At 62.3% G+C, this 12,955-nt stretch carries 11 protein-coding genes and 1 pseudogene; 11 read left to right on the forward strand and 1 reads right to left on the reverse strand.

Annotated features, from left to right (window positions below; translation table 11 throughout):
• Positions 1-261 carry a type II toxin-antitoxin system Phd/YefM family antitoxin gene (locus Tal182_RS23335; protein ID WP_085861185.1) on the forward strand — a complete coding sequence of 87 codons (261 nt, stop codon included), beginning with the start codon at positions 1-3 and terminating at the stop codon, positions 259-261.
• A pseudogene (locus tag Tal182_RS32825) lies at positions 194-670 on the forward strand (hypothetical protein). Before Tal182_RS23335 ends, Tal182_RS32825 begins: the two are co-directional and overlap by 68 nt.
• 1 nt (position 671) lies before the next feature.
• On the opposite strand, the gene Tal182_RS23345 reads toward Tal182_RS32825, so the two are convergent.
• Positions 672-1,730, reverse strand: a complete 1,059-nt coding sequence (locus tag Tal182_RS23345) for an AraC family transcriptional regulator (protein ID WP_085861335.1) — start codon at positions 1,728-1,730, stop codon at positions 672-674.
• A gap of 82 nt (positions 1,731-1,812) precedes the next feature.
• On the opposite strand from Tal182_RS23345, the gene Tal182_RS23350 reads away from it, so the two are divergent.
• From Tal182_RS23350 to gspD, 9 genes are all read left to right on the forward strand, one after another.
• Positions 1,813-2,580, forward strand: coding sequence for an SDR family NAD(P)-dependent oxidoreductase (locus Tal182_RS23350; RefSeq protein WP_085861186.1), 768 nt, complete (start codon positions 1,813-1,815; stop codon positions 2,578-2,580).
• Between the two features lie 20 nt (positions 2,581-2,600).
• Positions 2,601-3,788, forward strand: coding sequence for an acetyl-CoA C-acyltransferase (locus tag Tal182_RS23355; protein ID WP_085861187.1), 1,188 nt, complete (start codon positions 2,601-2,603; stop codon positions 3,786-3,788).
• Positions 3,789-3,804: 16 nt separating this feature from the next.
• Entirely contained in the window at positions 3,805-4,932 is a 1,128-nt protein-coding gene (locus Tal182_RS23360; protein WP_085861188.1) for an acyl-CoA dehydrogenase family protein, read from the forward strand.
• 65 nt (positions 4,933-4,997) lie between these two features.
• Positions 4,998-6,230: a 3-methyl-2-oxobutanoate dehydrogenase (2-methylpropanoyl-transferring) subunit alpha gene (locus Tal182_RS23365; protein WP_085861189.1), complete on the forward strand. Its 1,233-nt coding sequence runs from the start codon at positions 4,998-5,000 to the stop codon at positions 6,228-6,230.
• Between the two features lies 1 nt (position 6,231).
• Positions 6,232-7,245, forward strand: a complete 1,014-nt coding sequence (locus Tal182_RS23370; RefSeq protein ID WP_064806799.1) for an alpha-ketoacid dehydrogenase subunit beta — start codon at positions 6,232-6,234, stop codon at positions 7,243-7,245.
• Between the two features lie 3 nt (positions 7,246-7,248).
• Entirely contained in the window at positions 7,249-8,487 is a 1,239-nt protein-coding gene (locus tag Tal182_RS23375) for a dihydrolipoamide acetyltransferase family protein (protein WP_085861190.1), read from the forward strand.
• 3 nt (positions 8,488-8,490) lie between these two features.
• Entirely contained in the window at positions 8,491-9,888 is a 1,398-nt protein-coding gene (gene lpdA, locus Tal182_RS23380; RefSeq protein WP_085861191.1) for a dihydrolipoyl dehydrogenase, read from the forward strand.
• A 202-nt stretch (positions 9,889-10,090) separates the two neighbouring features.
• Complete coding sequence (locus Tal182_RS23385; RefSeq protein WP_085861192.1) at positions 10,091-10,570, forward strand: hypothetical protein; 480 nt, start codon at positions 10,091-10,093, stop codon at positions 10,568-10,570.
• A gap of 240 nt (positions 10,571-10,810) precedes the next feature.
• A complete protein-coding gene (gene gspD, locus Tal182_RS23390; protein WP_085861193.1) occupies positions 10,811-12,955 on the forward strand; it encodes a type II secretion system secretin GspD in 2,145 nt (714 codons plus the stop codon).

Raw genomic sequence — 12,955 nt, forward strand, 5'->3', positions numbered from 1 at the left:
ATGCGACAGTTTACGACAGGTGATCTCAACAAACAGGTCGGGGACGTCACCGATGCTGCGAGCCGCGAGCCGGTCGTTCTCACTCGCCACAACAAGCCCCGTTTCGTCCTGATGAGCTATGAGCATTTTGAACGCATGCGCAGTGGCACAGATCCGCGCCGCGCGCATAGTACCTCGCAGATGCCGGACGAGCATGCCGAATTGTTTGGCGCGGCGATTGAGCGATTGGCACAGGGCGAAGGCTACGACGACGAGCCATGAGTTTCGTCCTGGTGAGTTGATAACCTATCCCTTATCTCTGGGCATGGCAGCAGCAACGTAGCAAGACCGAGGGACGAAAACAGCGGCCCGTCTGTGTCGTGCTTGCAATCCGCAGTGCCAGTGATGGAAATACACACCTCGTTCTGCTGGCGATTACCACCAACCGCCGAAGGCGGGCAGGATCGCCCTGGAAATTCCCGATATCGAGCGGCGACGGGCCGGTCTTGGAAATCTCAAGCAGAGCTGGATCGTCGTAGACGAATACAATTACGACATCGTCGAGCGCTCCTGGTACATTGAGCCTCATCAAGAGGTCCTCGGTCGCTTCAGCAAATCCTTTGTGATGAAGATTGCCGCCATGTTCTCGAAAGCGCGAAGTCAGTCGGGTCGGGTTAAGCGGTTCGACTGACTTACGTCGAATTCTCCGCTTCCTCACGCCGGAACGTCTCCGGGCTCTTGCCCATCCATTTCCGGAAGGCCCGGAAGAAGGCGCTGGGTTCGGAATAGCCGAGCTGCACGGCGATCTCACCGATCGTTTTGGATGTATTCGGCAGCAGTTCGACGGCGAGATCGCGGCGGATCTCGTCCTTGATGGCGGCATAGCTTTGTCCTTCGTCGTGCAAGCGATGGCGCAGCGTCGAGGGCGGCATGCGCATATCGGCGGCGAGTTCGGCAAAGCTTCGCCACGTGGCCGGCGTTGCCTGGTTCAAGCGCCGGCGGACGGCGGCGGCGATGCCGGCATCGTAGCGGTAGCGCACCAGAATATTGGCGGGCGCGCCGCGCAGGAACTGTTTCAACGCCTGCTCGCTGCGTGAAATCGGCAGGTCGAGCAGAGTGCTGTCGAAGCCGAGACGGCTGATCGGTTGCGAGAAGCGCACCGGCGCGCCGAAGAACAGCCGGTAGTCGGCGCCTTGTTTCGGTTCGGCACAGCGGAAGTCGACGAGCCGGATGGGGATGCGGCGGCCGACCAGCCAACAGGTGATGCCGTGCAGAATGATCCAGTAGGTACGGTAGGCGAAGGCCGATCGCGGGCTGCCCGCATCCCTGAGTTCGACCTCGGCGAGGCCGTCGCGGATGACGAGCTGCCCTCGGGGATCGTCGAGCACGACATCGAGGAAGCGCAGGGCCCGGCGGAGCGCTTGGCCGAGCGTCGGCGCATGCAGAACACAATGGCAGAGCAGGGTGAAGCTGCCGCTGCGCATTGGCCGGCCGCCCATGCCGAAGAATTCGTCATCGAGCTCGGCGGCGATTGCCAGCCAGAGCGCGCCATAGGTCTCGGCAGACACCGGCTGATCGACGGCCGATGGCAGCCCGACCCGGGCAAGGATCGGCGCCGTTGGCTTGCCGAGCCGCCGCAGGCTGTCGAGCGCCTCCTCGACGAAACCCGGTGCAATCATGCGTCGCTCGATCTCGGCCATCCCAACCTCGCTATGGCAATAATGGCCGAAATAATGGAGCAGTTCTGTCATCGCTTGCAATAGCTGGAGCGAATAGAATCGTGCCTGCCGGGAACATCTGGAGGAGATGGCCGGCGGCGAGGAGAAGAGATCCATGCTGATCCATGGGGCAAGTTTCATCGTCACCGGCGGCGGCTCCGGGCTCGGAGCGGCGACGGCGCGCATGCTGCTCGAGGCCGGCGGGCATGTGACGATCGCCGATCTCAATGTTGACGCGGGCGAGGCGCTCGCGCGGGAATTCGGCAGCGATGCTCGCTTCGTCAAGGCCGATGTGACCGATGGCGAGGCGGGAGCAGCTGTGGTCGCGGCGGCTGTTGAAGCCTTCGGCAGCCTGCGCGGTCTGATCAATTGCGCCGGGGTGGCGCCGGCCGAAAAGGTGATCGGCCGTGACGGGCCGCACCGCCTGGAGAGTTTCGCGCGCACGATCGGCATCAATCTGATCGGCACGTTCAACATGATCCGGCTTGCGGCTGCCGCGATCCAGACTGCGGCGCCGGATGGTGAAGGCGAACGCGGCGTGATCGTCAACACGGCCTCGGTCGCCGCCTTCGATGGCCAGATCGGCCAGGCGGCCTATGCCGCTTCCAAAGGCGGGGTGGCGGCGATGACCTTGCCGATCGCCCGCGAGCTTGCCCGTCACGGCATCCGTGTCGTGTCGATTGCGCCCGGCATTTTCGAGACGCCGATGATGGCCGGCATGCCGGCCGAAGTTCAGGCGGCACTCGGCCAGAGCGTGCCCTTTCCGCCGCGGCTCGGCCGGCCGGCGGAATTTGCCGGGCTGGTGCGCCATATTTTTGAAAACACCATGCTGAACGGCGAGGTTATTCGCCTCGACGGCGCATTGCGGATGGGGGCGCGATGAGCGTCGCCCGAGGAGGAAAGATGGCATTGCAGGATCCCATCGTCATCGTCGGCGCGGCGCGCACGCCGATCGGCAGTTTCCAGGGAGAGCTGAAGGAGGTGACGGCGCCGGAGCTCGGAGCAACGGCGATCCGCGCTGCACTGGAGCGCAGCCGGGTCTCGGCCGAGGCGGTCGAGGAGGTCGTCTTCGGCTGCGTGTTGCCGGCGGGCCTTGGCCAGGCGCCGGCGCGTCAGGCGGCGATCGGCGCCGGTCTACCCTTCACGACGGGAGCCAGCACCGTCAACAAGATGTGCGGCTCGGGCATGAAGGCGGTCATGATGGCGCATGACGTGATCGCCGCCGGCAGCGCCTCGGTGGCGGTCGCCGGCGGCATGGAAAGCATGACCAACGCGCCCTATCTCCTTGACAAGGCCCGCGGCGGCTACAGGCTCGGCCATGGGCGTGTCGTGGATCACATGTTCCTCGACGGGCTGGAGGATGCTTATGACAAGGGGCGCTTGATGGGCAGCTTCGCGGAGGATTGCGCCGAGGCCTATCAGTTCACGCGTGAGGCGCAGGACAACTACGCGATCGCGTCCCTGACGCGGGCGCAGAAGGCGATTGCGGAGGGCAGTTTCGAAAGCGAGATCGTGCCGGTCACCGTCAAATCGGGTAAAGCCGAGCAGGTGGCAAGCCGCGATGAACAGCCCGGCAAGGCCAAGCTCGACAAGATCCCGACGCTGAAGCCCGCCTTCCGCGACGGCGGCACGGTGACTGCGGCCAATTCCAGCTCGATCTCCGATGGCGCGGCAGCACTTGTGCTGATGCGTCGCTCCGACGCCGAGCGTCGCGGTCTGACGCCGCTCGCCACAATCCTCGGCCACGCCACCCATTCACAGGCGCCCAATCTGTTCGCCACCGCCCCGATCGGCGCCCTGCAGAAACTCTCCGATCGTACCGGCCTGGCGCTTTCGGACGTTGATCTCTTCGAGATCAACGAGGCCTTCGCCGTCGTCGCCATGGCGGCGATGCGCGATCTCGACTTGCCGCATGAAAAGGTGAACGTGCATGGCGGCGCCTGCGCACTCGGCCATCCGATCGGCGCATCAGGTGCCCGCATCCTGGTGACGCTGCTTGCGGCGCTGGAGCGCTACGATCTGAAGCGCGGTATGGCGGCGCTCTGCATCGGTGGCGGCGAAGCGACGGCCGTCGCCATCGAGCGGCACTAGCGGGGAGGCGAGCCACATGATCCTTTCCGACCTCCAACAGCAGATTTCCGATCTCGCTCGTGATTTTGCCCGCGACCGGCTGGCGCCGGGAGCCGCCAAACGCGACCGGGAGCATCTTTTCCCGCGCGAGGAACTGAAGGAGATGGGCGAACTCGGTCTGCTCGGCATGCTGGTGCCGGAGGCCTATGGCGGCTCGGATACGGGTGTCATCGCCTATGCCGCCGCACTCGAGGAGATTGCCGCCGGCGATGGGCCGTGCTCGACGATCATGAGCGTGCACAGCTCCGTCGGCTGCGTGCCGATCCTCAAATTCGGCACCGAAGAGCAGCGGCAGCGTTTCCTGCCGAAGCTTGCGAGCGGCGAATGGATCGGCGGCTTTGCGCTCACCGAGCCGCAGGCCGGTTCCGATGCCTCGAACCTGAAGACCCGAGCCCGGCGCGACGGCGATCACTATGTGATCGACGGCGCCAAGCAGTTCATCACCTCGGGAAAGAACGGCAATGTCATCATCGTCTTTGCGGTCACCGATCCCGACGCCGGCAAGAAGGGCATCACCGCCTTCATCGTGCCGACGGACACACCTGGCTACGAGGTGATCCGGGTCGAAGAAAAGCTTGGGCTGCATTCCACCGATACCTGCCAGATCGCCTTCAACGCCATGCGCATTCCTGCGGATTTCAGGTTGGGTGCGGAAGGCGAAGGTTATCGCATCGCGCTCGCCAATCTCGAGGGCGGGCGGATCGGCATTGCCGCGCAGGCCGTCGGCATGGCGCGCGCAGCCTTCGAGGCGGCGCGCGACTACGCGAAGGAGCGTACCGCCTTCGGCAAGCCGATCTTTGAACATCAGGCCGTTGCCTTCCGCCTTGCCGACATGGCGGTGCGGATCGAGGCGGCGCGGCAGCTCGTCTTTCACGCCGCTTCCCTCAGGGAAGCGGAGCTTCCGTGCCTGTCTGAAGCCTCGATGGCGAAGCTCTTTGCCTCGGAGATGGCCGAGCGCGTCTGCTCCGACGCGATCCAGATCCATGGCGGCTATGGCTACATGGCCGATTATCCTGTCGAGCGCATCTACCGCGATGTGCGCATCTGCCAGATCTACGAGGGAACGAGCGACGTCCAGCGCATGGTGATTGCCCGCAATCTATAGGAATGACATCCGGTCCCGCTTCCGGGGAGAAGGGCAGGGCCGGCAAAGGGAGGAAAGAAAAAACCATGGTGGATTCCGCTCGTTTGAGCCTGCACGTCCCCGAACCCGCCGTCCGCCCGGGCGGCCAGCCTGATTTTTCCAATGTCAAGATCGCCAAGGCCGGCTCCGTGCCGCGGCCGGAGGTCGATGTCGCATCCGAGGATATCCGCGATCTCGCCTATTCGATCATCCGCGTCTTGAACCGTGACGGCGAGGCGGTCGGTCCCTGGGCCGGATCGCTCTCCGACGAGGAGCTGCTGACCGGCCTTCGCAACATGATGAAGCTGCGCGCCTTCGATGCCCGCATGCTGATGGCGCAGCGCCAGGGCAAGACCTCCTTCTACATGCAGCATCTCGGCGAAGAGGCCGTCAGCTGCGCCTTCCGCAAGGCGCTTGCTAAGGGCGATATGAATTTCCCGACCTATCGTCAGGCGGGCCTCTTGATCGCCGACGACTACCCGATGGTCGAGATGATGAACCAGATCTATTCGAACGAGAGCGACCCGCTGCACGGCCGGCAGCTGCCGATCATGTATTCCTCCAAGGAACACGGCTTCTTCACCATCTCGGGCAATCTCGCCACACAATATGTGCAGGCCGTCGGCTGGGCGATGGCTTCGGCGATCAAGAACGACAGCCGCATTGCCGCGGCCTGGATCGGCGACGGATCGACGGCGGAATCCGACTTCCATTCGGCGCTCGTCTTCGCCTCGACCTACAAGGCGCCCGTCATCCTCAACATCGTCAACAATCAGTGGGCGATCTCCACCTTCCAGGGCATTGCCCGCGGCGGCTCCGGCACCTTTGCCGCCCGCGGCCTCGGCTTCGGCATTCCGGCGCTGCGGGTCGACGGCAACGATTATCTCGCCGTCCATGCGGTCGCCCGCTGGGCTGCCGAACGCGCCCGGCGCAATCTCGGGCCGACGCTGATCGAACATGTCACCTATCGGGTCGGCGCGCATTCGACCTCCGACGATCCGAGCGCCTATCGGCCGAAGACGGAATCGGAAGCCTGGCCGCTCGGCGATCCCGTGCTGCGGCTGAAGAAACATCTGATCGTCAAGGGCGCATGGTCGGAGGAACGGCATGTGCAGGCGGAAGCCGAAATCATGGATGAAGTGATCGAGGCGCAGCGCCAGGCCGAGGCGCATGGCACGCTGCATGCCGGCGGCAGGCCTTCGGTGCGCGATATTTTCGAGGGCGTCTATGCCGAGATGCCGGCGCATATCCGTCGCCAGCGGCAGAAGGCAGGGTACTGACATGGCCAGGATGACGATGATCGAGGCCGTGCGCAGCGCCATGGACGTCTCGATGGCGAAGGACGACAATGTCGTGGTCTTCGGTGAGGATGTCGGCTATTTCGGCGGCGTCTTCCGCTGCACCCAAGGCCTGCAGGCAAAATATGGCAGGACGCGCTGCTTCGATACGCCGATCAGTGAATCCGGCATCGTCGGCACGGCGATCGGTATGGCGGCCTATGGGCTGAAGCCATGCGTCGAGATCCAATTTGCGGACTATGTGTATCCCGCCTATGACCAGCTGACGCAGGAGGCGGCGCGAATCCGCTATCGATCGAACGGCGATTTCACCTGCCCGATCGTCGTGCGTATGCCGACTGGCGGCGGCATCTTCGGCGGCCAGACCCACAGCCAGAGCCCGGAAGCGCTCTTCACCCATGTCTGCGGGCTGAAGGTGATCGTGCCGTCCAATCCCTATGATGCCAAGGGCCTGCTGATCGCGGCGATCGAGGATCCCGATCCGGTCATGTTCCTCGAGCCGAAGCGGCTCTATAACGGTCCCTTCGACGGTCATCATGAGCGGCCGGTGACGCCCTGGTCGAAACACGATCTCGGCGAGGTTCCCGACGGCCATTACACCATCCCGATCGGCAAGGCCGAGGTGCGGCGCGTGGGGTCGGCGGTAACAGTCGTTGCCTACGGCACGATGGTGCATGTGGCGCTCGCCGCGGCCGAGGATGCCGGCATCGATGCCGAGGTGATCGATTTGAGAAGCCTGCTGCCGCTCGATCTCGATACGATCGTCAAATCGGTCACCAAAACCGGGCGCTGCGTCGTCGTGCACGAGGCGACCTTGACGTCGGGCTTCGGCGCCGAGGTCGTGTCGCTGGTACAGGAACATTGCTTCTATCATCTGGAAGCGCCGGTCGTGCGCGTCGCGGGCTGGGACACGCCCTATCCGCATGCGCAGGAATGGGACTATTTCCCCGGCCCCGGCCGGGTCGGGCGGGCGCTTGCCGAAGTCATGGAGGCCTGAGCCATGGGCGAATTCATCATCAAGATGCCCGATGTCGGGGAAGGAGTGGCCGAGGCCGAGCTGGTGGAATGGCACGTCAAGGCAGGAGATCCGGTCCGCGAGGACATGGTGATCGCCGCCGTCATGACCGACAAGGCGACGGTCGAAATTCCATCACCCGTCAATGGCACCGTCATCTGGCTCGCCGGCGAGATCGGAGATCGTATCGCCGTCAAGGCGCCGCTGGTGCGGATCGAAACGGCAGGCGATGCCGGCGAGGCTTCGCCTGTACAGATCTCGCAGGCGCCGGTTGCGGAAACGGTCAAGGTCGAAGCTGCACGGCCGGCTCCGGCTGCTGCGGCCCCGCCGGCTCTCGCGTCGCCTCCGGCCGAAAAGCCGCTGGCAGCCCCCTATGTGCGGCTTTTCGCCAGGGAAAGCGGCGTCGATCTCCGGCAAGTGCAGGGCACTGGACCTGCCGGACGCATCCTGCGCGAGGATGTCGAGCAGTTTCTGTCTCAGGGAGCAGCGCCAGCAACGGTAAAGAATGGTCTCGCCAGAAAGACCGCGACCGAGGAGATCAAGCTGACCGGCCTGCGCCGCCGCATCGCCGAGAAGATGGTGCTGTCCACCTCGCGCATTCCCCACATCACTTATGTGGAGGAAGTCGACATGACCGCGCTCGAGGAGTTGCGCGCCACCATGAACGGCGACCGCAGGGAAGGGCACCCGAAGCTGACGGTCTTGCCCTTCCTGATGCGGGCGCTGGTCAAGGCCATTGCCGTGCAGCCTGAGGTCAACGCAACTTTCGACGACGATGCCGGCATCATCACACGCCATAGCGCCGTGCATATCGGCATCGCCACGCAGACGCCGGCCGGCCTGACCGTGCCGGTGGTGCGGCATGCGGAAGCGCGCGGCATCCGGGACTGCGCCGCCGAGATGGCCCGGCTGGCGGAGGCGGCGCGGTCGGGCACTGCGACGCGCGATGAGCTTTCCGGCTCCACCATCACCATCAGCTCGCTCGGCGCGCTCGGCGGCATCGTCTCGACACCCGTCATCAACCATCCCGAGGTGGCGATCATCGGCGTCAACAAGATTGCCACACGGCCCGTCTGGGACGGGACCCAGTTCGTGCCGCGCAAGATGATGAACCTCTCCTCGAGTTTCGATCATCGCATCATCGACGGCTGGGATGCGGCGACCTTCGTCCAGCGCATCCGCACGCTCCTCGAAACGCCGGCGCTCATTTTCATCGAAGGCTGAGCCATGAAAGAAATTGTCTGCAAGCTCCTCGTCATCGGCGCCGGCCCGGGCGGTTATATCTGCGCCATCCGCGCCGGACAGCTCGGCATCGATACCGTCATCGTCGAAGCCGGCAAGCCGGGCGGCACCTGCCTGACGGTCGGCTGCATTCCCTCCAAGGCGTTGATCCACGCGGCCGAGGAATTCGACGCCACGCAAAAAATGCTGGCCGGCAAGAACCCGATGGGCATCCGCGTCGAAGGCGCCTCGATCGATCTCGCAAAGACAATCGCCTGGAAGGACGGCATTGTCGGCCGGCTCACCGGCGGCGTCTCGGGTCTGTTGCAGAAGGCGCGGGTAAAGATCGTCCATGGCCGGGCCCACTTCCGTGACGGCAAGACGGTGGAGGTGGAGACCGAAACCGGCCAGCAGGTCATCCGCGCCGAGACCGTGGTAATCGCGACCGGTTCCGATCCGGTGGAGCTTGCCGATCTGCCTTTCGGCGGCCGCGTCATTTCCTCGACCGAGGCGCTGTCGCTGAGGGAACTGCCGAAAAAGCTCGTCGTGGTCGGCGGCGGTTATATCGGCCTGGAACTCGGGATGGCCTTTTCGAAGATGGGCTCGGAGGTGAGCGTCGTCGAGGCGACGCCGCAGGTGCTGCCGCTCTATGATGCGGAATTGATGCGTCCCGTCATGCGCAAGCTGACCGAGAGCGGCATCCGGGTGCTGACGGGTGCGAAGGCGATGGGTCTTGCCGATAATGGCGAGGCATTGATCGTTGAAACGTCGGATGGCCGGCGTGAGACACTGTCGGCGGATCGCATGCTTGTCACTGTCGGCCGCCGCCCCCGAACGGCAGGGTCCGGTCTCGAGGAGCTCGATCTCGACCGCGCCGGTCCGTATCTGAGGATCGACGATCAATGCCGCACCTCGATGCGCGGCATCTATGCGATCGGCGATGTGACCGGCGAGCCGATGCTGGCGCATCGGGCGATGGCGCAAGGGGAGATGGTGGCGGAGATCGTTGCGGGCAGGAAGCGGGGTTGGGACAAAAGATGCATTCCCGCCATCTGCTTTACCGATCCTGAGATCGTCAGCGCCGGCCTGTCGCCGGCGGAGGCGCGCGCGCAAGGATATGAGATCCGCACCGCCCAGTTTCCGTTCAGCGCCAATGGGCGGGCGATGACGATGCTGTCTGATGAGGGCTTCGTGCGCGTCGTCGCCCGTGCCGACACCAATCTGATTCTCGGCCTACAGGCCGTGGGGGCAGGGGTCTCCGAACTCTCCGCGGCTTTTGCACTGGCGATCGAGATGGGCGCGCGCCTGGAAGACATCGCCGGCACGATCCACGCCCATCCGACCCGCAGCGAAGCGCTCATGGAAGCGGCGCTGAAGGCTTTGGGAAGCGCTTTGCACATCTGAGCCGATCTGGCCAAGACCACCGGTGGCGGCGCTCAACAGAATAGTTAATCTTGTGGCTCGCGACCTAGCCGTCTCACAGTCCCAGGCGACGCTATCGGCTGTTCCGCTCCAGCATCGTACCCCAAATTTGGTTTCTTTAAGACAGTATTACTTGCAATTAATATCATTCTCGACTTTAAAATACGGAATTCAGCAGGGATTCATGCGTAAAGTTCTATCCAGCGTTGCAGATTTTGCTGCAGCGGTCTCATTTTTCCTGCTTGTTGCGCCGAACTTGGACCACGCCTTTGTCGGGACTGCGCTGGCAGCCGATGCCAGCACGACCACCGCGAGGGGCCTTACCAAGCCGCCCACGGCGGTCCCCTCGATGAGCTTGATAATCGAGGGGACCGCCGTGTGGGACGGCTATGCGGCCTGTGGCACACCCAACAGTAGCTTCAAGACGAGGCAGAGCTATATCGGCGAACGCCTGGACGCCGAGATCAGCCTCATGTATTTCGATGCCAGCTATTGTGATCCGGCGCCCGGTCCGCTTGTGTCGCGTTATGGCTGGCGGCCGACGCAGGACGGCGCTGGCATCGACCGCAACGCCTATCTCGAGAATACCGCTCAGGACGCCGCCGTCCTCATTTGGTGCCGGTCCAGCGTGGCATTGGCCATGCCTGAAGTCTTATTACTCTAAATTTGCACCACCAGAGACTTGTGTATCCTGCGACCTGCCGCGGATAGTTTTTTGAAGATTGTTAGAATTCGGCCTACTGAAGGGCGGACGCATTTGAAGCCCATCAGGAGCCGCTCGCTTTTCGGTTTCCGCAAATATCATCTAAAAATTGTGGAAATTAATACCGCTTTTTGCATTGTCGGATGCAGGCCGATCATCTCGTGCTTATTGTCGTTTCATTAGAAGCGCGCGAGTCCTTTCATGAAATCTGTGGTGCCTGTTTGTATGCTCGGCTTGCTGTTGCTTGCCGCCTGTAGCTCCACGGATTCAGTAGAAGACGTACTGGCGGTAAAGTTAAACGAGCTTGATTCCACCGGCAAACCTCTCCCGACGACTCGTTTTTCTTCACGTGCAATTGGCGGAGCGCAGTCGGATCAGAACTTCAATGGTGCCATGCATCCGGGAAGCGGCCAGTTCGTCTCTTATGGTGCTCCTCCGGTGTCCGTCGGGCAACTGTCCAAAGGCGGGGATGGCTACAGTCTCAATTTAGTCGGGGCTTCCATTGCCGCTGCTGCAAAGAGCGTGCTTGGAGATACGCTCGGCCTGAACTATGTCGTCGATCCGCGCGTCTCCGGCACCGTAACACTGCAGACGACGAGCCCGGTTTCACGCGAGGCTCTCCTTGATATTTTTGAGGCGGCGCTATCGGTCAATGGTGCGGTCGTCGTGAAGCGGAACGATAGCTACCAAGTCGTTCCCTCTTCCGAGGCATTTTCCTCGACGCCGCAGGTCAGCGTGCCTTCGATGTCGCCGAAGGGGCCTGGCATCAAAGTTCAGGTGGTCGAACTGAAATATGTCTCGGCTGAGGAGATGAAGGGAATCCTCGAGCCGATCAGCAGGCAGGGCTCGATCCTCCGAGTGGATGCGACACGCAATCTGCTCATGCTTGCCGGGACCAATAGTGACCTCTCCGCCATGCGCGAGGCGATCGGTGTTTTTGACGTCGATTGGATGGAGGGCATGTCCGTGGCTCTTCACCCGTTGAAGGCGTCTCAGCCATCTGCCGTGGCCAAAGAGCTCGATACGATTTTCGCAAACGACAGCGGCGGCGGCAAAATCATCCGCTTCATCCCGAACGAGCGCCTGAATTCCGTACTGGTGATCACATCGCGCCCGGCTTACTTGCAGCGCGCAGCGGGTTGGATTCAGAAGCTCGACAGGCTTGCAAGCACGAATGAAGAACAGCTCTTTGTCTACGACATCCAGAATCGGCCGGCAAAGGAACTGGCTAAGGTGCTACAGGCCGTCGTCAACGGACAGTCGTCCTCCGACGCAGTTAGTCAGTCGCCCAAAAACGCGGTGGCCCCCAATCTTGAGCAAGCGAACCTTTCGACCGCTGACGATCAGTCGCAGACGGCTGAAGTTCCTGAATCAGAGGCGTCGGCCGAGCTCGCAGGCTACAGCGCAGAGCCGGCAAAGGTCAAAACATCGATTGTGGCCGATGTTGAAAACAACGCGCTGCTGATTTCCACGACAGCGCGGGAATATGAGCATATACAGCAGCTTCTACGCCAATTGGATGTCGTCCCGACGCAGGTTCTACTCGAAGCCGTCATCGCTGAAGTCACGCTGAATAATGAGTTGAAATTCGGCCTGCGCTGGTTTTTCGAAAATGGCAATTTCGGCGTTTCACTTTCGGATCTTGCAAGCGGGGGCACCGGCATGGCGTTTCCCGGCTTTGGCTGGAGCTATGCGACCAACGACATCCGCGTAACACTGAATGCGCTTTCGAGCATTACCGATGTCAACGTCGTTTCGGCGCCGACGCTCATGGCGTTGAACAATCAAAAGGCCACATTGCAAGTCGGCGACCAGGTTCCAATCGTGACGCAGCAAGCGGCTAGCGTGAACGGGGATTCACCTGTCATCAATTCCATCGAGTTGAAGGACACCGGTATCATTCTGTCGGTCATACCGCGGGTGAACAGTTCGGGGCGGGTCATGCTCGATATTCAGCAGGAGGTCAGCGACGTCGTCAAAACGACCTCGTCAGGCATTGACTCGCCTACCATTCAACAGCGCAAGGTTTCGACACGCGTCGTCGTGAACGACAATGAGAGCCTGGCCCTCGGTGGCTTGATCCAGCAGAAAAACAGCGTGAGCCGCAGCCAAGTGCCGCTTCTGGGCGACATTCCGCTATTCGGCAATGCGTTCAAGAACAAGACGGACTCCATCAAGAAAACAGAACTGCTGATTTTCATCAAGCCCCGGATTGTCCGTGACGTGAGTGAAGCCCGAGATGTAACAGACGAGTTCCGCAAACAATTGGATTTCCGGTCGGACATTCAGAAAAGGCGCGGCGGGAAAAATGCGGTTCAACAGAATCTCAAGCGGCTGGCCTATTGA

It is taken from the genome of Rhizobium sp. TAL182, from assembly GCF_002117725.1.
GTDB lineage: Bacteria > Pseudomonadota > Alphaproteobacteria > Rhizobiales > Rhizobiaceae > Rhizobium > Rhizobium esperanzae.